The sequence below is a fragment of the Acinetobacter kyonggiensis genome, from assembly GCF_900107285.1.
In the GTDB taxonomy this organism is placed as follows: Bacteria; Pseudomonadota; Gammaproteobacteria; order Pseudomonadales; family Moraxellaceae; genus Acinetobacter; species Acinetobacter kyonggiensis.
This window is the reverse complement of sequence record NZ_FNPK01000023.1, coordinates 1-21,364: the sequence shown is the minus strand read 5'-3', so window position 1 is coordinate 21,364 and position 21,364 is coordinate 1. Positions and strand designations below refer to the sequence as shown.

The following is a 21,364-nucleotide window of genomic DNA, read 5'->3' as shown; positions in this document are numbered from 1 at the left end:
ACAGTGATCTTTTCTATGAGTAAAACATCTTCCCTATCTTTCTCTTATCGAATGACGGTGCTCTACCGCTTTATCATTGCCTTTGTATTTGGTTACGCTTGCACGTCTTTACTGGTGAGTAATCTTACAGTCCTTTTTCATCATTCGCTTCCCAAAGCAGAATCTATTTATTTAGCTGCATTTATAAGTATTTTATTTTTCTTAGGTTTTGTGATCAGCAGTTTTTGTATCTACTCTTTACCTAAACTAAGCTTGATAAGTATAAGTTTGACGGCGTGTTTTTATGCAATCTACTGGATATTAGGTTAAGTCATGCAAAAATCAATACGTCAATCTATGGCATGGCTACACGCTTGGACAGGGTTACTTTTCGGATGGTTATTGTTCGCCATCTTTCTGATGGGGGCATTGTCTTATTATCGTCATGAAATCAGCCTATGGATGCAACCACCCGTTGCTCAAATACACGTTAATCAAGATACAGCGCTACATACGGCATACCAATATTTACAACAAAATGCACCAGATGCAAAAACATGGATGATCAATCTCGCAAATGAGCAAAAGCCTGTAAACCAACTCTATTGGCAAAAGGCAGATGATGCTTATGAAAGCAAAACCTTAAATCCCAATACAGGACAAGAGTTAACGCTGACGCAAACACAAGGGGGCGATTTTTTCTATCTGTTCCACTTTCAATTGTTCGGTATGCCTTATTTAATAGGCAGATTAATCGTTTCACTCGCAGCATTTATTATGCTGATCGCATTGGTTTCGGGCATTATTACCCATAAAAAAATTCTCACCGATTTCTTTACCCTACGTGCCTTTAAAGGACAACGCTCTTATTTAGATTTCCACAATGTCAGCTCTGTTATTGCCTTGCCCTTCTTTCTTACCATTACATTTACAGGCTTAGCCATTTTCTTTTATTTATATTTACCTTGGGGTATGCAAAAACTTTATCCTGAAAATAATTACCAATATTTTACAGAAATTAATGCCAAAACCATTCCGAAAATTGAAAATAACAGCCACGCCAAGATGTTATCTCTTGACCACTTAATGCATCCCGTTCATCAAGAATGGGGCAACACCAAATACAGTGCCATCAATATAAAAAATCCCAATACACAGCAAGCACAAATCACTTTTATCGAAGCTCAAGATCACTCAATTACCCGTAATCCAGCACAAATTAGCTTGAATGCAGTCACGGGAGAAAAATTACGCAGCACGAAGAATAACAGCACTATTGCGACACTAAATGCAGGCGTATACGGATTACATATGGCGACTTTCGCTCAGCCTTTACTTCGTTTGGCCTTATTTTTTTCAGGCTTACTGGGCTGCGCGATGATTGCTTCAGGACTATTGCTTTGGAGCCTAAAGCGACAACTACAAACAAAAACGGAAAAGTTCCATTTTGGATATTATCTGGTACAACGACTTAATGTCGCTGCTATTATCGGCTTACCTATTGCGGTTCTTGGCTACTTTTATGCAAATCGAATTGGACTGATGCTCCAAAGCACACAAAATTATGAAGTGACAACTTTTTTTGCCGTCTGGTTAGCCATCTTTGCCATAAGCTTATGTCTTAAAAAACAATATCTTTGGAAAAAACAATTGACAATATTTATTGCCTTAGCCTTTGGCTTACCTATTTTTAATCTGTTTTTTCTTCTACAACAAAACCATATTCAAAATCAGATTCAAAATTTTGCTCAATTTTGGACTTTCTTTAGAATCGACTTATTCATGCTCATTTTTGGCTTATTGGCAGTGTTTCTATACAGAAATATTCAGCCTATTCAACTTAAAGCTCAAACAAAAATAAAAAATAAGCTTGAAAAAAATACACAGCTAAACAATGGAGAAAGCCTTTGATGAATATTTTATTCAGCTTCCTTTTTATTCTATGTGCTGTTTATGGTCTATATCGGGTCAGTGAAAAACAAATCAGAAAAACTTTGCAGTCTAAATGGGCATTGTTGGCATACCATCCGCGAATTGTGCGCGTTATTTGTCTTTTTCTGCTGGTGATTGCCACTCTATTGATTATCCAAGAAGACGGTTATTCTATTGGTTTCGTCAGCTTCTGGGTCTTTTCCAGTCCCCTTATTTTTATCTTTATTCTATATATCAATGAGCTTAGCGCTAAACAAAAGTAACGCTATAGATAACTGTCATTCCCTGTTTAAAATAAGTGTTAAAAAGTTTAAGCCCATTGAGTTTACTTTAGCGTTTTTTGGAATAAGCAAATCAATAATCAAGACAACGACTTATCTGAAATAGTCATAACATATGCACGTTTTTTGATATTTGGCATATAACCATGTTTGGTCCAATTGAATTTATTTTAGCGGGTGTTATCGTCGGCTTCTGCGTCGGCATTACAGGTGTTGGCGGTGGCTCACTCATGACGCCTATTCTAATTAGTTTGTTTCGAATTGAGCCACACATTGCCATTGGTACTGACTTGCTTTATGCCGCAATCTCTAAATTTTGCGGTTCAATGGTCCATGCTAAAAAAATGAATATTGTCTGGCCGATTGTGATTTGGCTGGCTGTCGGCAGTATTCCTGCATCATTGGCAACTCATTGGGTTTTAGAAAATTATTTAAGTCAATCTACAAGCTATAAAGCTGTTCTGACCACTGTTTTAGGTTTTATGTTGACTTTAACAGGTGTTTCTATCGTTTTCCGTGGGCATATCGAACGCTTCTTTAACAAGTTTCGTAAAAATGAAACACTAGATATGACACAAGATTTAGAAAAAGTTAACTTTAGTGCCAAAGATAAACGTGTCTATATTGTGATTATGGGCATCATATTGGGTGTATTTGTCACTTTATCATCAGTCGGTGCTGGTGCATTTGGTATTATGGCATTGGTGCTCATGTTTCCGAATTTACCCATGATTCGTATTATTGGATCTGACGTGGTACACGCGGTACTTTTAACTTTAGTTGCAGGTTTAGGACATATGAGTTCGGGTAATGTAGATTTACACTTACTCGGTTGGTTATTAGTGGGTTCAATCCCTGCCATTGTGGTGGGAACTTTAATTAGTTCACGCTTACCTGAAAAAATTATCCGTAAAATTTTAGGCATTACCTTATTCGCATTAGGTATTAACTTCATCCTTCATCCAGTAAAAGTAAAACCTGTTGAAAAACCAACAACTGCTATGATTTTAACTGTTGAAAAATCGAACAACGGTTAAGCTATCTATGCGATTAATTGGTTTTTTTCACGGATTTATTGGTGTTTTGTATAGCAACTCACCGCTTAAATCGTGTTATATTCAGGCTACTAAAAAAACTCTTGTATGATCAAACCAGTGACGGCAATGAATACACTACAGTCAAATCCTATTACACAATCTGACATCGATGACGTGAATGTACAAAGCATTCAGCCTCTTGTAACTCCTGCTGAATTAAAAAAAGAGTTACCTCTGACTGAACATGCCTATCAAACTGTCTTAAAAGGTCGAGAAACCATTCGCAATATTCTTGATGGTAAAGACAACCGTCTATTTGTGGTCATTGGTCCTTGCTCAATTCATGACACGGTTGCTGCTCATGAGTATGCAGATCGTTTAAAAGTGTTAAGCGAAAAAGTTAAAGATACGCTTTATATCGTAATGCGCGTTTACTTTGAAAAACCACGAACTACTGTGGGCTGGAAAGGTTTAATTAATGACCCTGACATGAATGATTCTTTTAACATTGAAAAAGGTCTTCGTATTGGTCGTCAACTTTTAGTTGAACTCAATAATAAAGGTTTGCCATGTGCCACTGAAGCACTTGATCCAAACTCACCACAATATTATCAAGACCTTATTTCATGGTCAGCGATTGGTGCGCGTACCACTGAAAGCCAAACTCACCGTGAAATGTCTTCAGGTTTATCTTCTCCTGTTGGATTTAAAAATGGTACAGATGGCGGTTTAACCGTTGCAACCAATGCGATGCAATCCGTTAAACATGGTCATAGCTTCCTTGGTTTAAATGATCAAGGTCAAGTTTCTGTCATTCGTACCAGTGGTAACCCATATGCACACGTTGTACTTCGTGGCGGTAATGGCAAACCAAACTATGATGCAGGTTCTGTTGCAGAAGCTGAAAATGCTTTAGCCAAAGCCAAAGTAAGCAACAAAATTATGATTGATGCCAGTCATGCCAATTCAAATAAAGACCCGTACTTACAGCCACTTGTATTGAAAAACATCACAGAACAAATTCTAGATGGTAACAAGTCAATTGTTGGTCTTATGGTTGAAAGCCATCTCAAAGGTGGTCGTCAAGATATTCCTGAAAATCTGAATGATCTTGAATATGGTCAATCAGTGACGGATGGCTGTATTGATTGGGAAACCACTGAAAAAGCCCTACTTGATATGCATGAAGCACTCAAAGACGTTTTACCAAATCGCTAAGAGATTTAAAACGCCATCTTGATTGATGGCGTTTCTACTTTAACCTTAGGAAAAGTTTTATCTTATGAATGAAATTGAAAATGCATTAAGCCACATTGAAAATTTCCAGTTTATTCACGAACACCTCTTCACATCTGCTCAGCCATCTGCTGAACAGCTCAAGCTGATTAAAGAATACGGTGTCACAACAATTGTGAACTTGGGATTATCTGATGCAAAGCAGCATTTAACTCATGAAGATAAAATTTGTTTAGATTTAGGCTTAAACTATATTCAATTACCTATTTCTGCTGAAACCCCATCTGATGACCAATGTTTACTAATATTAGATATGCTTGCTCATTTAGTACAAGAACAAATGGTTTGGGTTCACTGTAGTAAAAATTATCATGTAAGTTGTTTGATGTATTTATATCGTCAATATTCTATGGATATGGACATGCCTACGGCGCAAGAGCTGATGCATAGCATTTGGGAACCCAATGACACATGGACAGGCTTAATCCATGCAGTCGCTTTACAACTGCAAGGTCGTAAAGCCACCAAAGAATTACAACAGGCGCTCATCCATCCAGATCATTTTGCTTGATGTGAAATCAAGACTGTTGCCGTTGCCAAAATGCCTTCCTGACGTCCTGTAAAACCGAGCTGTTCTGTGGTTGTCGCTTTAATACTAATTTGCGTGACATGCGCGTTCAAGACATCAGCAATACTTTGACGCATTTCTAAATTATGTTTGGCTAATTTAGGACGTTCGCATGCGACCGTAATATCGGCATTATTTAACACATAACCGCGATCCAAAATAAGTTGATAGACATGCTTAAGTAAAACTCGGCTATCTACACCTTTAAATTTTGCATTTGTATCGGGAAAATGCTGCCCGATATCCCCCAAAGCTAACGCGCCCAATAACGCATCACATAAAGCATGCAACACGACATCACCATCTGAATGGGCTTTTAAGCCATGTGTATGGGGAATTTTAATACCTGCTAAAGTTACAAAATCACCTTCTTCAAAGGCGTGTACATCCATTCCCTGACCAATTCGAATTTGTGCGACCACTTTTAGCATCCTTAAGAAATAAATGATTGAAATGTTGTATTCACGCTTTCTATTTCGCTATAGTTACATCAGCGCAACATAGTGAAATTATAAGCGATCATGCTGGTGAATACCGATATTAATCTCATTAAAACATTAAGCACATTATTCAGTATTGGCTGTTTGTGCTCAACCATGACTTATGCTCAAGAAATTGACTGCTCTCGCCCAAATACATCGTCAATGAAAAATATTTGTGCTGAAAGTTTTTTAGAATTTCGAAAAAAATTAAGCAATGATTATATAACTGCTTTTTTAGTCAGTGATGCACCTGTTCATTTATTAGAAGATACACATACCTTATGGTTTAAGCGTTTACAGCAATGTAAAAATTCAGATTGTTATAAACAACAATTTGAATTACGCATTGAAGATCTTAATTTTTACACATCACTGAATCAGAGTTTAACCAATCACTATTTAAAATTTGAAAATGGCAGAATTGCCAGTCAACCTGTGCATTTACAAGTCCATCAACTCACCAAAGATAAAATTAAAATTGAAGGTATTGCCTACCGTAACCCGAACAATAAATTAGAAACTCAAACCATTCCATTCTTAGCGTATACAACAACAGAAAAGAAAGATGAAATTATAGATAACGAACATGATTGCAAATATCAGTTCAATTTCAATAAAGCAATCTTATCGGTCAAAACCAAGCAAAAAGGCTGTGAACGTTTTGTCGGTGTATATCGGCTTTATGATTAATTTTTTAATGCATTCATTATTTTTTTGAAATTAAATATTAGCGACTTTTTATTGCTTACCGCAAATAAAGATTCATTTTCTGCCTGATCAAATCTAGGGCTTGTACATACTTGGAATGTAAAGCTAGAATGTGATATGTATTTATATTTTCCCAAAAGAACTCAAAACAATGCCCATAATCATCTAATGTGTCATAACACCATTGATTCTCTAAATCTTGACTTGAAGTATCACAAAAAACAAAATGCCACGTTTGGTTGCTTATTTGATGTGCTCCCCAATCATAACATTGTTGTTGTTCCACAACGATGCCCGATTCTTCATACAATTCACGTATAGCTGCATGAAAGATTTGTTCTGATTTTTCAATCGTACCTTTTACAAGTTGAATACCTGCTGTCGGATGTTTAAAAAGTAAAACTTCCAATACGTGATTGTTTTTTCTCAGAATCACTGGACAGACTTTGTTCATTTTCTTGCATCTCATGAAAATCTTTTGATAATCATATATTAAACTGACAAAAAAAATGCAACATATCACGTTGCACTTTTTTAGTTTCTATACAATTAAATGGGATGTTGTGATGCCACTTCTTGACTAATCATCACTGCTGTTGCCGCAGACAACGTCCAACCTAAATGTCCATGCCCTGTATTATAAAACACTCGTTCACGGCGACCACGTCGGACAGTCGGCATCATGTTTGGCATCATTGGACGTAAACCTGCCCACGGCACAACATTTTCAGTACTAATATTAAAATTTTTATTCACCCAGTCTGTCAGTGGTTGAATCCGGTCTGCTCGAATATCAAGATTATAACCATTAAATTCTGCTGTTCCTGCAACCCTTAAACGGTCTGCACCTAAACGCGAAGTCACAATTTTTGCACTTTCATCCAGTAAACTAACCCATGGTGCATGCTTAACACTATCTTCATCATTTAAATTAAGCGTAATCGAATATCCCTTCACTGGATAAATATTGACTCGATCACCTAATAAATTTGCCAGATGGTAACTGCCAACACCACCACAAACCACAATCGCATCGGCCTCTAGTGATTCCACTGTCGTTGCATCCAATTGCATATTTTCATTACTTGCATGATAAAGCACCGTAACACCTTTGGCATGATGCTTCACATCAGTGACTTCCATACCAAACACATACTTCACGCCATATTTTTCAGAGGCTTTGGCTAAACCTATTGTAAATTTATGAATATCCCCTGTTGCATCCCCTGGGCAATAAAAGCCACCATAATATTCACCCTTTAAACTCGGCTCTATACTTTTAATTTCTTCTGGCGTAACCGCATTTCGTTCTAGCCCACCTTCATTCAATAAAGTATTAACCCGAGTGGCTACTTCATAATCCAATTTATTGTGATAAAAGTGAAGAATTCCACGTTTCTCTAAATCGAACTGAATATTCTCTTCTTCAGCCACGGTAAATAAACGCTCACGTGCCAATAACGCCATTTTTACGGTATCACGCGTATTGGCTTCATAATGTTTAATATTACCGAGAAATTCTATTAACCAGCCATATTTATGCAGGTCAAATGAAGGATTAAGCAGCAAAGGTGCATTTTTATTAAACATCCACTTCATGCCCTTTAGCACCGTGGATTTTTGATTCCAAACCTCTGCATTACACGCTGAAAGTTGCCCACCATTGGCAAATGATGTTTCCATAGCAGCATATAAATGTTTATCAATCACGGTGACTTTATAGCCTAATTTTGCCAACTCATAGGCAGAAGTAACACCAGTAATTCCCGATCCAATCACAACAATATGACACATACGACACTCCCTTGAAATGTACTGACATTTCTATGAGCCCCATCTGTCATTGGTACCTGAGAGCTTCGACCATGACGCTAAAAATTTCAACGCTGACCATCCCCTTCGGTGAGCATATTTTATATGCTTCTCTCCAGATTTTTAAAATTATTACAGTCCTTTTGCCTGAGAGTTTCCGGGGTCGTTGCTCCTTCGGCGTGTTCACAGAAGAACATCTCTCCTGCAATAATTGCTTATTCTAATATGAGCAATTTTTATACCATTTGCGAACACTAAATTAATTATATTTGTTAACCAATTTTGTTGTAATAAATAACCATATATATCAAATAATTAAAATTTTGTTATTCAATTTCAATAGTTCTAAAATACAGTATATTCCAGCACTTACATTGAAATTTTACATGAGCAAAACATTTTAAGAGCTACAAATGATTTCCAACGCATCCAAAAAGAGCAGTACCCAAAGAATAGTAGCAATCTTATTTTTTGCTTGAGCACTGCCCAATATTTTTCTATTAGATTTAACGCAGGAGAATAAGCTGGTAAATAGATTAAAATACAACCACATGCTTATACAGTCTGTCTTATATTTCCACCTCAGTAAAATGAAGTATTATCTAATATTAAAGAATACTTTTCCCCCAAAGCTAACGATTGGTACAGTTTTCTTCTAAATGACGGTTTGTAAATCTTTCTAACGTAATTTGTAGCATGCATCTAACGCTAATTCATAATACGCCAAACCTTCTTGTGCAGCTAAAAATGCTTTCTTCTGCAATACAGGATCTTTATCACACAATCGTTTGATAAGCTCCATTGCTTCATACGGATGTAAATCATCATAATGAGCATGTGCTCTTAACCAAGCCAAAGATCGCTTATTAATACTTACTTTTGGGTGCTCTGTATATGCTTGTATTCCTTTGTAAACTTGTATTGTCCAGTCCCCTGTTGCCCATTCAATTGCTAAATTTGTTGCAGCAATACTTTCCGCTAAAGTTCCTCTAAAATTAACATCCCATAGAAAATGATTCACTGCATTCATTGCAGCAGGAGGTCTAACTTCATTTAACATTTCAGCGGTTAAACCAAAGCCTCTAGCCCAATCTTGATACCAACGCAGATGACTTTCTTCAACTTTAATATTTTGAATTAACCAATTTCTAGTATCTATGACCCCCTCTAGAGAAAATGATGTTGCTTTAGCAAGCGCACCAGCCATATAAGATGGAAAATGAGCAACTAAAGGATAAAAATTAAGTAATGCTGAACGAAAACATTCTAGACTCAATGATCCATTCGCCATATCTAAAAATAAAGGGTGTTTGCTAACTCGTTCTTTCGCAGGAAAAAGTTCATCCCAAAACTTTTGAGACCACTCCGAATGAGCTGTAATTTCTAATTTTGTTCCATATTGATTCATAGCAGTCATTGCGATGTATCCTATTCGTATGACTTAATTCAACCACATTCTATGGTTGCTGCTTTTTAGATTTTATCTAAATACAATAAATACACAATCATTGTTGTTTAAATTGTAACTATTTTTATTTATATAACATTTTATTGAGCTTAATGATTATATTAGTTAAATATTGAATACAAAAACTTCTAAAGAAGAGAATTATATTATCTTTTTATAATCTAACACACATTTTATTTAATTCAGTGTAACGCAGGCAAAACAATCCCTCTTTTACATTCTAAGATTTATAAAAAAATTAGTCGTGGAAAAATAAGATTTAGCATGGCTTTAGCTTATGCTACAGATCAACAACAGCGGAGAAATTATCTATTGCGTGATCAACTTTTTCATCTGCTGTAGCTTTAAATCAATTAATGGGATGCCTACATTTGCATTCACAGGATAATTTTCAATGTAAGCAGTTTTAACATATCCACACCGTTCATAATATTCAATTAATTCAGATCTGGCATCAAGTACAAACATCTCATAACACTTTAAATTTGCACATATTTCTTGTGCCTTCATTTCTGCATATTTAAGTAGCTGCCGACCAACACCTTGATTTTGCCAAGCAGATGCAACACAAAAAGTACCTATTTCCACTGTATCTTGTTGAAAAGTCAAACCAATACAGCCAAGCAATCCCTGTTGAGGGTTGTCCTTAACATCGGCGACAAAGAGCCACACATTCTTCTGCCACAAAAGATGAACCAATTGTTCTTCATTAATTCTTGTCCCAGCAACAATACCTTCTTCACTGGTCCAACTCGCAGCATTATTTGTTCTATAAGCTTGGTTGATTAGAATCACTAAATTTTGAATATCTGAAGAATTTGCTATTCTTAAACTTAAGTTTTTCAATTTTTATTATCTTGATCTGTGATTAACAAAATCTAGCAGATTTTGGATGAAATGCAAAAATAAAACCAGACATAAAGTCTGGTTTTATTAAGCCTGTAGATGAATTCTTCACTAACGAGGTTCAGTAAAGAAAATCTTTATTTCACTTCGGCTCAATCGGTGCAAACGGTGCAATCACATCCGCATTTTGCGCACGATGACGCATAAAGTGATCCATCAATACTATGGCAAGCATGGCTTCCGCAATCGGTGTCGCACGTACACCCACACAAGGATCATGACGACCTTTGGTTAATACATCAGTATCCTGACGATCAATATTAATCGTTTTACCTGGTGTGGTAATACTTGCAGTGGGTTTTAATGCAATTGCCACACGAATCGTTTGCCCAGATGAAATGCCACCCAAAATACCGCCCGCATGATTTGCCAAGAAACCATTGGTTGTTAACTCATCACGTGTTTCATGACCAAACTGTTCTGCAACAGCAAAACCATCGCCAATTTCAACAGCTTTAACCGCATTAATACTCATCATCGCATGGGCAATGTCGGCATCTAAACGGTCAAATACAGGCTCACCCCAACCTACTGGAACTTTTTCGGCAACGATTTCAAGCTTTGCACCACAACTTGTGCCTTGTTCACGCAATGAAGTCACTAAAGCTTCAAAACGAGGCACCGCATCAACATCACCACAGAAAAAAGGATTGTTCGGAACTTCTGCCCAATCTAATTTTTCTGCTTTTTCTGTGCCAATTTGCGTGACATGACCACGAATATCAATCGCAAACTTTTCAGCCAGATATTTTTTGGCAATCGCACCTGCCGCTACACGCATCGCTGTTTCACGCGCACTTGAACGACCACCACCACGGTAATCACGAAAGCCATACTTTTGGGTATAAGTATAATCTGCATGCCCCGGACGGAAGGTTTGTGCAATATTGCCATAGTCTTTCGATTTCTGGTCGGTATTACGAATCAGCAAACCAATCGATGTACCTGTGGTTTTACCTTCAAAGACACCTGAAATAATTTCAACTTCATCGGGTTCTTTACGTTGAGTTGCAAATTTAGAGGTGCCCGGCTTACGACGGTCTAAATCGTGTTGCAAATCGGCTTCAGAAAGTTCTAAACCTGGCGGAACACCATCGACAATTGCCATGAGGCCAACGCCATGAGATTCACCACAAGTCGTTACACGGAACAGCTGTCCAATACTATTACCTGCCATGTTCACAACTCCTTATGCTTGAACCGATTTTACAAATAAATCACGGTATTTACGGCATTGTTCTGCTGTTAAAGCAAAAATACCTGAACCACCTTTTTGGAATGTTAACCAATGAAAATCCACAGTATTAAAATTCTGTTTCATTGCCCATTCAGAATTACCGACTTCAATCACGATTAAGCCATCTTCAGTCAAGTAATCAGCAGCTTGCGCTAACATTTTACGTACTAAATCTAAACCATCTTGACCCGCAGCAAGCGCAAGTTCTGGCTCATGTAAAAATTCAGCAGGTAAATCAGCCATGTCTTCAGCATCCACATACGGAGGATTTGACACGATTAAGTCATATTGATTTTCAGCAGGAATTTTTGCAAATAAGTCTGATTCCATCAATGCAACTTGATATTGCATATTGTGATGTTCAGCATTAATCGAAGCCACTTCTAAAGCTTCTTTAGAAATGTCGGTCGCATCCACTTCAGATTCAGGGAATGCATATGCCAAAGCAATTGCGATACAACCTGAACCTGTACACATATCTAAAATACGACGTGGCATTTTAGGATTTGTATTTTCAGGCAGATTATTTAAAGCTTCGCGTACTTGACCATTTTCATCTAAGCAGTACGGTGCAAAACGCTGATTAATCAATTCTGCAATCGGTGAACGTGGAATAAGCACACGTTCATCTACGTAATATGGTTTGTCACAGAAATAAGCTAGATTCAATAAATAAGAGGTTGGCACTTTTTCATTGATACGACGTTCAAGTAAACTGATAAATTCTGCTTTTTCACTTGGCAATAATTTCGCATCTAAAATTTCTGGATTCGCACTCCAATCCAATGCCAATGTTTGCAATACTAAAGCCGAACTTTCAGCAAAAAAGTCTTCCGTACCTTGACCTAAATGTGCATCATATTGACGTAGAGCTGAAACACCAAAACGAATAAAATCGCGAATGGTAACTAGGTTTTCAGCGGCTTCCTGCAAATGTTCAGGGCTAATGGTCAGTTGATCCACTTAAGGCATCTCCAAGGTCGATATTTTTAAACGCCTTATGATACCTTGTTTTACTGGTTTTTATAACGCTTGCATGACATTCATGCACAATTAACTCAGACCTAATTGCTTACTTTGATAATAACTGACTTGGTTCATGGTCATCTCTAACTGGCACTTCGCTTGCCTTATTTTACCAAAATCACTTTTTAGTGCCGAATAACAGCGCTGTTCAACCTGATTTTGCCAAAGTTGACGCTGTTGTTTAATATTTACCGTGTGCTGAGTATTATTTTCCAAAACTTTTTCGTAATACTTTTTCAGTAATTTATTTTGTTTTTCCTGTTCTGTACTTACACACTTTTTAATGATTTCTAGATCACCGTAAGCTTTATTTAAACACTGCGTATATACTGCTGAGTATCCATTAGCAAAAGCTGTACTTGACCCCAAAGCAATGATACATCCAAAAATGGCTGATCCGAATCGCATGACTTCCCCTTGTCGACATGACTCATTTAAAATTCTATTCTTTTATTTTATGAATAGTACAGTAATCATCTACAGATTCCTATCACAGCATGTTGAAATCTAAAGATCAAAAAGCTCACTGCAATTTTCATATTGAATTCGGCACAAATGCCCTTATATTGAACACACTCTCATTCAATTCAGCATCGAATCTTTTATTATGAGTTATAAACACAACAATTTAATGGCAATGCGTCAAAATTATTGGAATGACACGTTATCCACTCAAGTTTTACATGAAAAAAAGTTTTTCCAAGAAATTCTCATTCAACACGGTATTTATGCAACAGCGACTGAAGATGATGCTAAATATCTATTTTTTAGTCTACCGAGTATTATCATTGTAAAAGGTTATTCACTGGGTTTTCAGCATGATACTGTTCAAGCCATGATTTTTCAGTATATTCAAAACAATAAAACGACGTTAAGCCAAAAAAGTAACATTAAAATTCAATTTAATATGTAAGTAGCGGATATGCAGCTCTTAACACATATCCTTTGTGATAAACACCTTTAAAAAGTACGCTTGCCCATGATTAGGCTCGCAACATAAAAGTACAGATTCATCTTCATAAAAGGCGCTTTTATTGAAAAATGCATTAAATATTCAGCATATTCATACTCTATTTAAGCATGTTGAACTTTTTTAATACGTCAATACACGTTAATATCCGCTACAATTAATTATTCTGCGACTTGCTGATTAAAGGATTTTGTTTAATGTCAGATCAGAACGATAAGCTTAAACAACTTAAAACTTCCTCTATGGATCGACGCTTATCTATCGCTAAAGCATCTTTACTAGCAGGAACTCGTTGGGCTGCATCTAATGCGACAACTATGTTTTCCAGTGAAGCAGAAAAAGAAAAGAAACGTAAAAAAGCCATGAAAGAGCAAGCCGATTATCTTGTTTCTGAAATTGGTAAACTCAAAGGTTCGATCGTTAAAATTGGTCAAATGATGGCGCTGTATGGCGAACATTTTTTACCTGAAGAAATCACACAAGCGCTTAATACATTAAATAATCAAACTATTGCCCTTGCATGGCCAGCCATTAAACAGCATTTAGAACAACAATTAGGTTCTAAATTGCATGATTTAACAATTGACCATGAACCTTTAGGCACAGCCTCATTGGCACAAGTACATCGTGCCACTCGCAAATCAGATGGCTTGGAAATTGTGCTTAAAATCCAATATCCTGGTGTAGCCGATGCTATTGATTCAGATATGAGCTTATTTAAAAATATGCTTAAACTGACGCGCATCGTGCCGCAAACCCGTGAATTTGATCAATGGTTTGATGAAGTCCGCGAAATGCTGCATCGTGAAGTCAACTATGACATCGAAGCTGCGACTACGCGTCGTTTTGCAGACCGTTTAAAAGATGACCCACGCTATGTCGTACCGCACATTATTGATGAGTACTGCACAGATCAAATTCTTTGTATGACCTTTGAACGTGGTGTCCCGATCAATAGCCCTGTGATGTTGTCTCTGCCTCAAGAACGTCGCAATCAACTCGGTGAAGCATCTTTAGAAATTGCCGTTCGTGAAATTTTTGAATGGGGCGAAATGCAAACCGATCCAAATTTTGGCAATTATTTGGTACAATTGGGCAATGGATCAGACAGTAAAGATAAAATTGTACTGTTAGATTTTGGCGCTATTCGTCAATTTGATGAGCATTTGCTGAGCGTTGCTCGCAATTTAATTCAAGCAGGCTATCATCATAATATTGATGAAATGGTCAATGCCATGACTGGTTATGAATTCTTTGATTCCATTCCTCAAAGCATTAAACCCGACATGGCGAAAGTCTTTTTATTAGCCACTGAAGCCTTTAGTACAATCACAAACAATCCAGACTTACCTGAAGGCGTTATGGATGAACAACAGCGTTACGATTGGAAAAAGAGCCAACTACATAGCCGTGTAATGCAGCGTGCATCCAAATCAATGGCATCGCGTTATTTCAGCGTACCGCCAAAAGAATTTATGTTTATTAGCCGTAAATTCATTGGTGCATACACTTTTATGACCGTGATTGATGCAAAAACCAATGTCCGTAACATGGTTGAAAAATTCTTATAAAGCGGTCTTGACTAGAATGAGCTTATTGTCATTCTAGTCAATCCCCTATTTCTAACGCTAAATTAAAATCTAAAAAAATAAATATTATTCAGTAATTTAAGCAATTTTAAAAAAACTTAAAACCATTCATCTAAGTCAATTTTAATTGTCAGCAACGACATAGTCTTTTCCATGTTCACATGTCAGCATAAAAATACAAAAAATCAAAAACTGATGGACGATAATAATGACCAATATGATAAACAAGGCACAAGGATTTGGGCTTTCACTGATCACCAAAATTGCGGGAAGTGATGTTCTTGATCAGCTCAAGCTACGTAAATTTTTGGAAAAATCGCTATATCAAGGCTCAAAAATTAGTTTTAAGACCTTAAGTAAAACCCAAAAAGTATTTAAAGCAGATGCAAACATCCACAAACAGCGTCTACCCAATCAGCAAAAATCACTCTTCGATTTAAATCTCACCGAAGAACAACAAATGACCTGTGATGCAATGGATCAATTTGCATCTGAAGTGCTCTATCCTTTAGCACATTCAGCAGATCAAGAAGAAAAATTTCCCACTGTGCTTTGGCAACACTGTACAAATCTAGGATTAAATTACTATGCGCTTCCTGAAGCCTTAGGTGGCGTGGCAACAGAAAAAAATATTTTAAGTAATATTTTGATTGCTGAACATTTAGCTAAAGGTGATTTCAGCTTAACTGCGGGTTTACTTTCTACCTTTAGTGTCATAAATGCAATTACACAATGGGGTTCGGAAAAAATTCAAGCGACCTATTTACCCAGCTTTGCCAATGATAGCGACATCCAAGCAACGTTTGCGATACAAGAAGCAACCCCTGCATTTAATCCATTCAACTTAAAAACCAAAGCAATTTCAGACAATGGAAAATATAGCATTGATGGAGAAAAAACCTTGGTTATCTTAGGTGAAACGGCTGATCTATTGCTGGTGAATGCTGAACTTAATGGCTCACCAGAGGTGTTCATTGTAAAACGCGACCACACTATTACCGCTAAAAAAAGCACAGCCATGGGGATGAAAGCCGCTGAAACGGTCACTTTAAAATTCAACCAAACCCCTGCTGAACTGTTGGGTGATGAGGACTTTAATTATCCAGCTTTTTTAGACTTAGGTAATTTAATGTGGTGCGCTATGGCTGTAGGCACTTGTGAGGCAGTCAAAGCTTACTGTATTCAATATGCCAATGAACGCACTGCTTTTGGTGAACCCATTTCACATCGTCAAAGTGTGGCATTTATGATTGCAGATATGGCAATTGAAATTGATGCGATGCGTATGTTGATTTTAAGTGCAGCAAGTCTTGCAGAAGCAGGTCAAGCTTTTCATCGCGAAGCCTATTTAGCACGATTACTCTGCGCAGAAAAATCAATGCAAATTGGAACAAATGGTGTGCAAATTTTAGGCGGTCATGGCTTTACCAAAGAGCACCCCGTAGAACGTTGGTATCGTGATTTACGTGCAACAGCAATCTTACATTCAGGCTTACATGCTTAATCTATCAAAATAAGGAATAAAGCACATGAACTTACAAAATCCTAAAAAATTTAAGCTACTGATAGATCAAGCCCATGAAACGGCTGTCAATGTACTGCGCCCTATTTCACGTAAATATGATAAAGCCGAGCATAGCTACCCCAAAGAACTCGATATGTTTGCCTCAATCCTTGACGGGATGAACGATGGTGGCGAAGGTATGAACGCAGGTGCTGCCGTCGGAAAACGTGGCAACACCGAAGCTGGAAATAAAAATGGTGTCAATATGTCTACGGCTCTCGGTGTCATTGAGATGTGCTATGGAGATACCGGATTATTACTGAGTATGCCGCGTCAAGGTTTAGGTAATTCCGCAATCGCAGCTGTCGCAAATGACGAACAGCTAGAACGCTTCAAAGGCACATGGGCCGCAATGGCCATTACCGAATCTGGCTGTGGTTCAGATTCCGCAGCGATTCGTACCACTGCAACCAAAGATGGCGATGATTATATTTTAAATGGCGAAAAAATTTTCGTGACTTCAGGTGAACGTGCAGATTCTGTTGTTGTTTGGGCAAGCTTAGATAAAAAACAAGGTCGAGCTGCGATTAAATCGTTTGTCGTTCCGAAAGGAACTGCGGGAATGAAAGTAGAACGTCTGGAACATAAACTCGGTATTAAAGCATCCGATACTGCCGTGATTAGCTTTATTGATTGCCGTGTACCGAGTGTAAATTTATTGGGTCATGCCGAAATTGATGTGGCAAAAGGTTTCGCTGGTGTCATGGAAACTTTTGATAACACTCGCCCTTTGGTCGCTGCAATGGCTGTAGGCTGTGCCAAAGCATCGCTAGAAAGAATTAAAGAAATTTTTAAAGATCAACTCGATGAAAATTATGCTACCCCCTATTTACAGACATCCTATATAGCCGCACAAATTTATCGGATGGAGGCAGAATGGGAAGCTGCACGTTTACTGGCCATGAAAGCTGCGTGGATGGCTGACAATAAAAAACCGAACTCACGTGAAGCTTCTATTTCAAAAGCCAAGGCAGGACGAATTTGTAATAAAATCACATTAAAATGTGTCGAACTGGCTGCAACTGTTGGCTATAACGAAGATGAATTATTGGAAAAATGGGCGCGTGACTCAAAAATTCTCGACATTTTTGAAGGCACACAACAAATTCAACAACTCATTATTGCGCGTCGCGAATTAGGCAAAAATTCAAGTGAATTAAAATAGTTTTGTGATTGTTTAATCGAAAAAGAACTTACAAGAGATGAATTTTTTGTTATAAAAATCCATCTCTTTTTTACTATTATTGGTTTAAGTTTATGTATCACATCAGACCGATCCAAGCCCAAGACAATACTGAAATTGCACGTATTATTCGCGAAGTTTCCAAAGAATTTGGACTCGCTGCTGAATCTGGTTTTGCCGTAGCTGATCCAATTTTAGATGATTTATACAGCGTATATTCGCAGAAAAATAGCCAATATTGGATCATTGAAAATGAACATGGTCAAATATTTGGTGGTGGCGGCTTATCCAAGCTAAAAGGTGATGAAACCATACTAGAGATTCAAAAAATGTATTTTCTGCCCGAAATTCGTAGTTTAGGCTTTGCTAAACAAATACTAGAAAAAAGTTTTCAATTTACTGAGCAACAAGGTTTTAAATCTTGTTATCTAGAAACGACCCAAGAATTATGGCAAGCAATCAAACTGTATGAAAAATTAGGTTTTAAATATTTAGACCAACCTAAAGGAAATACTGGGCATAGCCATGCTTGTGAAATTTGGATGCAAAAACTACTTTAATGTATGCCTAAATATTAGAGCGATAGAAAATCAGTCATTCTTCGACTCTGTTTTACCGACCAACGATCTCTATTTTGTACGCAATTACTTACAACTAAAGTATACAATCTCGGCTGGTTGAAATAGATCCAAAAATATATGATTAAATTATCAGGAAATAGGATGTTTCCAATAATAAAAATAATAAACGATGCAAGCAGGATGCATAAAAGTAAGAAAAAGGTCTAACTTGAAATCTATATAAAATAAGCCTCATCATGTATGGGGCTTATTTTCACTCAATTTTTTCAAACTTTAACAAGAACAAGCTAAATTTTGTACAGCTTCATCGAATACACTTTGTTAATGTAAAAATTCGAATACAAAATTCAGGATTTTTAACATGTCTAAAAAAGCATTATTTATTACTTCTAATGTTGGTATAGAACACGATGAACTAATCAAACCACTTGAATTTTTACAATCGAAAGGCATTGAAGTGATTCATGCTGCTGAAGAACAAAAGGAAGTACATACAGTTAAAAGTGGTAAAGAATCTGCAACCTCTTATATTCCACAAACCACATTAGCCAAAGTTTCAGCACAAGATTATGATATTTTGGTGATTCCTGGGGGAACTATAAATGCTGATATACTTAGGCTAAATCCAGATGCACATAGAATTATTCAATACTTCACAGATAATGCAAAACCTATTGCCGCTATTTGTCATGCACCTTGGGTTTTAATCAATGCTGGACGAATTAAAGATAAAATTTTAACCTCTTATAAAAGCATCCAATTGGATCTAGAAAATGCTGACGGAAATTGGGTGGATGAAAATGTTCATCGTTGTAATATCCACAATTGGTCTTTGATTACTTCACGATGCCCTGACGATATTCCAGCTTTTAATGAAGCCATCTTAAAAGAATTAAGCAGTTAAAATACTCTTTAATGAATACCTTGCACCAAAATAATAAGATATTCTATTTATATGAAATAATTTATTTTCCAAAATCAGTCAATAATTTTAGCATCAACATTTTTCACAAATTGAGTAAATAATACAAAACATCCACTATTGACTCTAGCGACTAAGGTCACTAGCATAACTTTCAATAAAATTTTACTTTTGGTTTCTAACCTTGTTCATTACATCTTACTTACAATCACAATTATTAAATACTCATTTCTGTACATTTAAATTCGTAACTATAGCCATTATTGCCCTAGCTTTTACAGGTTGTTCATCTTTAGGCAGTGGCTCAATTGCTAAACGGTCTGCTAAATTATCTATGGGCATACAAAAAGCTTATGCTATTGAACCCAATACAGCAAATCGTGTATCGCCTATGATTGTTCAAAGTGCTGATAAGTATAATGTTGATCCATTACTATTAGCTGCCATGATTCGACAAGAATCAAGTTATAAAAACTATGCTATTTCACCTGTAGGTGCTGTTGGGCTTACTCAAATTATTCCACGTTATTGGCAACAAATATGTTCTGGGGATTTGATTGAAGAAAATAATAATATTAATTGTGGTACATATATTTTAGCCTCTTATAATAGCAAGGCTGGTAGTTGGCCGAAAGCCTTGGCCTATTACAATGTAGGCCCTACAGGTTATAACACTAGCCACAAAATGAAGAAACAAGGTAAAAAATATGCACATCAAGTACAACAACATCAGAAAACATTGAAAAGTGCATTATAGGTATAAGATGCCTATTGATTCATAAACAAGTAGATATGATCTTTACTGTTCAAAAAATAGCGAGTAAATAAAATTTTATCGCTTAACAGCCTTATGAAACTATGCTCTTCATCCGTAGTTTTAGAGTTTATCTGCAACAAACTTCAAGTAATTTCATTAAAGCCATTCTTTATCAAATTAGAGAAACTCATCCATGGCAAAATTTCTCTCAAGAGCTTACTAATTTAAACTCAATATTTAAAAATATAGTTGATACTTTAAAGATAGTTTTAAGTGACTAACTATAGTCAAACCGTCTAATTTCCCATACACAAATGAAAAACAACTGGAATAACTGATCAATAGAATCAACAAGCCACTCTTTACGTTTGCGTTTAACCCATGCCCACATTTTTTCTATTGGATTTAAATCCATTTTCATCAAGATAAATGATGAGGGGATGATCTTTAAAAGATTAAGAGAATCACTAAACTTCTTTCTAAGCTCAGGATCTGGTTTTAGGTGGGTTAGCTTTAACTGCAATCTCAAATCGTCTTTTGCATTACCTATAGAAGATTGAGCACAAGAAAAACGCTGAGCACGCTCATCTTGGTATGAGTAATACTGTTACGCAAGGGGATGCTTTCAACTTCATCCTTTAATACTTGATTATCGATTTTTGATGGTTTTCGAGGCCGTCTTCGCTTAGTTTCAATATACTTTTTCTAACTTAAAATCGTATTTTTATCAATTTCAAATTGTGAAGCAACTGCTCGGATGGAATAGTCTTCCTCAAGCTTAGCTAATACTTTCTTTCTAAAGTGTCCTGAATAACTCATAAAAAAAATTATTATATTTTAATAGCTGAACTATATTTTCAAATTATCGGTTTGATCTAAATCAGCTGCTTTAATACAAGTGATCTAGCAAAACAGCTCTTGAATATTTTTCATCATTCCTAATATTTAACTTTTATTTCTTTTATTTCACGCATAAAAAAACACCCCAACGTTTAGGTTGGGGTGTTTTTAGGAATAATGAGCTGGCGATGACTTACTCTCACATGGGTAACCCCACACTACCATC

The 21,364-nt window shown here is 36.6% G+C and carries 23 protein-coding genes and 1 riboswitch; of the genes, 14 read left to right on the top strand and 9 right to left on the bottom strand.

The genetic code is table 11. The features are described 5' to 3' along the window. Positions 1 to 15: 15 nt before the first annotated feature. The 6 genes from BLV99_RS18550 (at position 16) to BLV99_RS14540 (ending at position 5,036) form a co-directional block, all read left to right on the top strand. Positions 16 to 309, top strand: coding sequence for a hypothetical protein (locus tag BLV99_RS18550; protein WP_092692018.1), 294 nt, complete (start codon positions 16 to 18; stop codon positions 307 to 309). Between the two features lie 3 nt (positions 310 to 312). Next, positions 313 to 1,890, top strand: a complete 1,578-nt coding sequence (locus tag BLV99_RS14560) for a PepSY-associated TM helix domain-containing protein (RefSeq protein ID WP_092692016.1) — start codon at positions 313 to 315, stop codon at positions 1,888 to 1,890. Next, complete coding sequence (locus tag BLV99_RS14555) at positions 1,890 to 2,174, top strand: hypothetical protein (RefSeq protein ID WP_092692013.1); 285 nt, start codon at positions 1,890 to 1,892, stop codon at positions 2,172 to 2,174. Before BLV99_RS14560 ends, BLV99_RS14555 begins: the two co-directional genes overlap by 1 nt. A 164-nt stretch (positions 2,175 to 2,338) precedes the next feature. Next, positions 2,339 to 3,229, top strand: coding sequence for a sulfite exporter TauE/SafE family protein (locus BLV99_RS14550; RefSeq protein ID WP_092692011.1), 891 nt, complete (start codon positions 2,339 to 2,341; stop codon positions 3,227 to 3,229). A 126-nt stretch (positions 3,230 to 3,355) separates the two neighbouring features. Then, positions 3,356 to 4,447, top strand: coding sequence for a 3-deoxy-7-phosphoheptulonate synthase (locus BLV99_RS14545; RefSeq protein WP_139243561.1), 1,092 nt, complete (start codon positions 3,356 to 3,358; stop codon positions 4,445 to 4,447). 64 nt (positions 4,448 to 4,511) lie between these two features. Continuing rightward, positions 4,512 to 5,036: a protein tyrosine phosphatase family protein gene (locus BLV99_RS14540; protein ID WP_092692005.1), complete on the top strand. Its 525-nt coding sequence runs from the start codon at positions 4,512 to 4,514 to the stop codon at positions 5,034 to 5,036. On the opposite strand, the gene ispF is transcribed toward BLV99_RS14540, so the two are convergent. Beyond that, positions 5,024 to 5,515, bottom strand: coding sequence for a 2-C-methyl-D-erythritol 2,4-cyclodiphosphate synthase (gene ispF, locus BLV99_RS14535; RefSeq protein WP_004649474.1), 492 nt, complete (start codon positions 5,513 to 5,515; stop codon positions 5,024 to 5,026). The two genes, BLV99_RS14540 and ispF, sit on opposite strands and share 13 nt — an antisense overlap. A gap of 99 nt (positions 5,516 to 5,614) precedes the next feature. On the opposite strand from ispF, the gene BLV99_RS14530 reads away from it, so the two are divergent. After that, on the top strand, positions 5,615 to 6,265 hold the full coding sequence (locus tag BLV99_RS14530; RefSeq protein ID WP_092692003.1) for an A1S_1983 family putative colistin resistance protein: 651 nt from the start codon (positions 5,615 to 5,617) through the stop codon (positions 6,263 to 6,265). Positions 6,266 to 6,320: 55 nt separating this feature from the next. Here the strand turns inward: BLV99_RS14530 and BLV99_RS14525 are convergent, their stop codons facing one another. From BLV99_RS14525 to BLV99_RS14490, 8 genes are all read right to left on the bottom strand, one after another. Next, a complete protein-coding gene (locus BLV99_RS14525; protein WP_167356339.1) occupies positions 6,321 to 6,737 on the bottom strand; it encodes an NUDIX domain-containing protein in 417 nt (138 codons plus the stop codon). A 95-nt stretch (positions 6,738 to 6,832) separates the two neighbouring features. Next, positions 6,833 to 8,077 (bottom strand): D-amino acid dehydrogenase, encoded by a 1,245-nt coding sequence (locus tag BLV99_RS14520; protein WP_086185492.1) that lies wholly within the window; start codon positions 8,075 to 8,077, stop codon positions 6,833 to 6,835. Between the two features lie 143 nt (positions 8,078 to 8,220). After that, positions 8,221 to 8,310: riboswitch (glycine riboswitch) on the bottom strand. Positions 8,311 to 8,464: 154 nt separating this feature from the next. Then, positions 8,465 to 8,632, bottom strand: a complete 168-nt coding sequence (locus tag BLV99_RS18760; RefSeq protein ID WP_425283561.1) for a transposase — start codon at positions 8,630 to 8,632, stop codon at positions 8,465 to 8,467. Positions 8,633 to 8,774: 142 nt separating this feature from the next. Next, entirely contained in the window at positions 8,775 to 9,512 is a 738-nt protein-coding gene (locus BLV99_RS14510) for an iron-containing redox enzyme family protein (protein ID WP_092691995.1), read from the bottom strand. A gap of 360 nt (positions 9,513 to 9,872) precedes the next feature. Continuing rightward, positions 9,873 to 10,409 carry a GNAT family N-acetyltransferase gene (locus BLV99_RS14505; protein WP_092691992.1) on the bottom strand — a complete coding sequence of 179 codons (537 nt, stop codon included), beginning with the start codon at positions 10,407 to 10,409 and terminating at the stop codon, positions 9,873 to 9,875. A gap of 142 nt (positions 10,410 to 10,551) precedes the next feature. Then, positions 10,552 to 11,646 (bottom strand): chorismate synthase, encoded by a 1,095-nt coding sequence (gene aroC / locus BLV99_RS14500; protein WP_092691990.1) that lies wholly within the window; start codon positions 11,644 to 11,646, stop codon positions 10,552 to 10,554. Between the two features lie 12 nt (positions 11,647 to 11,658). After that, the gene (gene prmB, locus BLV99_RS14495) at positions 11,659 to 12,669 is read right to left on the bottom strand and encodes a 50S ribosomal protein L3 N(5)-glutamine methyltransferase (protein WP_086185488.1); all 1,011 of its coding nucleotides are present in this window, start codon (positions 12,667 to 12,669) and stop codon (positions 11,659 to 11,661) included. A gap of 90 nt (positions 12,670 to 12,759) precedes the next feature. Continuing rightward, a complete protein-coding gene (locus BLV99_RS14490) occupies positions 12,760 to 13,140 on the bottom strand; it encodes a lysozyme inhibitor LprI family protein (RefSeq protein ID WP_092691987.1) in 381 nt (126 codons plus the stop codon). 199 nt (positions 13,141 to 13,339) lie between these two features. On the opposite strand from BLV99_RS14490, the gene BLV99_RS14485 reads away from it, so the two are divergent. The 7 genes from BLV99_RS14485 (at position 13,340) to BLV99_RS14455 (ending at position 20,298) form a co-directional block, all read left to right on the top strand. Further along, a complete protein-coding gene (locus BLV99_RS14485) occupies positions 13,340 to 13,645 on the top strand; it encodes a hypothetical protein (RefSeq protein WP_092691985.1) in 306 nt (101 codons plus the stop codon). A gap of 254 nt (positions 13,646 to 13,899) precedes the next feature. Continuing rightward, on the top strand, positions 13,900 to 15,273 hold the full coding sequence (locus tag BLV99_RS14480) for an ABC1 kinase family protein (RefSeq protein ID WP_092691983.1): 1,374 nt from the start codon (positions 13,900 to 13,902) through the stop codon (positions 15,271 to 15,273). Positions 15,274 to 15,508: 235 nt separating this feature from the next. Next, on the top strand, positions 15,509 to 16,795 hold the full coding sequence (locus BLV99_RS14475; protein WP_171259189.1) for an acyl-CoA dehydrogenase family protein: 1,287 nt from the start codon (positions 15,509 to 15,511) through the stop codon (positions 16,793 to 16,795). 25 nt (positions 16,796 to 16,820) lie between these two features. Beyond that, positions 16,821 to 18,020 (top strand): acyl-CoA dehydrogenase family protein, encoded by a 1,200-nt coding sequence (locus BLV99_RS14470; protein ID WP_092691978.1) that lies wholly within the window; start codon positions 16,821 to 16,823, stop codon positions 18,018 to 18,020. Positions 18,021 to 18,112: 92 nt separating this feature from the next. Next, on the top strand, positions 18,113 to 18,598 hold the full coding sequence (locus tag BLV99_RS14465; RefSeq protein WP_092691976.1) for a GNAT family N-acetyltransferase: 486 nt from the start codon (positions 18,113 to 18,115) through the stop codon (positions 18,596 to 18,598). Positions 18,599 to 18,980: 382 nt separating this feature from the next. Beyond that, on the top strand, positions 18,981 to 19,523 hold the full coding sequence (locus tag BLV99_RS14460; RefSeq protein ID WP_092691973.1) for a type 1 glutamine amidotransferase domain-containing protein: 543 nt from the start codon (positions 18,981 to 18,983) through the stop codon (positions 19,521 to 19,523). Positions 19,524 to 19,794: 271 nt separating this feature from the next. Next, the gene (locus tag BLV99_RS14455) at positions 19,795 to 20,298 is read left to right on the top strand and encodes a lytic transglycosylase domain-containing protein (protein ID WP_244516331.1); all 504 of its coding nucleotides are present in this window, start codon (positions 19,795 to 19,797) and stop codon (positions 20,296 to 20,298) included. Positions 20,299 to 21,364 lie beyond the last annotated feature (1,066 nt).

Coding starts and splice junctions, on each gene's coding strand:
- BLV99_RS18550 (WP_092692018.1), top strand. CDS start 16: ATGAGTAAAACATCTTCCCTATCTTTCTCTTATCGAATGACGGTGCTC.
- BLV99_RS14560 (WP_092692016.1), top strand. CDS start 313: ATGCAAAAATCAATACGTCAATCTATGGCATGGCTACACGCTTGGACA.
- BLV99_RS14555 (WP_092692013.1), top strand. CDS start 1,890: ATGAATATTTTATTCAGCTTCCTTTTTATTCTATGTGCTGTTTATGGT.
- BLV99_RS14550 (WP_092692011.1), top strand. CDS start 2,339: ATGTTTGGTCCAATTGAATTTATTTTAGCGGGTGTTATCGTCGGCTTC.
- BLV99_RS14545 (WP_139243561.1), top strand. CDS start 3,356: ATGAATACACTACAGTCAAATCCTATTACACAATCTGACATCGATGAC.
- BLV99_RS14540 (WP_092692005.1), top strand. CDS start 4,512: ATGAATGAAATTGAAAATGCATTAAGCCACATTGAAAATTTCCAGTTT.
- BLV99_RS14530 (WP_092692003.1), top strand. CDS start 5,615: ATGCTGGTGAATACCGATATTAATCTCATTAAAACATTAAGCACATTA.
- BLV99_RS14525 (WP_167356339.1), bottom strand. CDS start 6,737: ATGAACAAAGTCTGTCCAGTGATTCTGAGAAAAAACAATCACGTATTG.
- BLV99_RS14520 (WP_086185492.1), bottom strand. CDS start 8,077: ATGTGTCATATTGTTGTGATTGGATCGGGAATTACTGGTGTTACTTCT.
- BLV99_RS14510 (WP_092691995.1), bottom strand. CDS start 9,512: ATGACTGCTATGAATCAATATGGAACAAAATTAGAAATTACAGCTCAT.
- aroC (WP_092691990.1), bottom strand. CDS start 11,646: ATGGCAGGTAATAGTATTGGACAGCTGTTCCGTGTAACGACTTGTGGT.
- BLV99_RS14490 (WP_092691987.1), bottom strand. CDS start 13,140: ATGCGATTCGGATCAGCCATTTTTGGATGTATCATTGCTTTGGGGTCA.
- BLV99_RS14485 (WP_092691985.1), top strand. CDS start 13,340: ATGAGTTATAAACACAACAATTTAATGGCAATGCGTCAAAATTATTGG.
- BLV99_RS14480 (WP_092691983.1), top strand. CDS start 13,900: ATGTCAGATCAGAACGATAAGCTTAAACAACTTAAAACTTCCTCTATG.
- BLV99_RS14475 (WP_171259189.1), top strand. CDS start 15,509: ATGATAAACAAGGCACAAGGATTTGGGCTTTCACTGATCACCAAAATT.
- BLV99_RS14470 (WP_092691978.1), top strand. CDS start 16,821: ATGAACTTACAAAATCCTAAAAAATTTAAGCTACTGATAGATCAAGCC.
- BLV99_RS14465 (WP_092691976.1), top strand. CDS start 18,113: ATGTATCACATCAGACCGATCCAAGCCCAAGACAATACTGAAATTGCA.
- BLV99_RS14460 (WP_092691973.1), top strand. CDS start 18,981: ATGTCTAAAAAAGCATTATTTATTACTTCTAATGTTGGTATAGAACAC.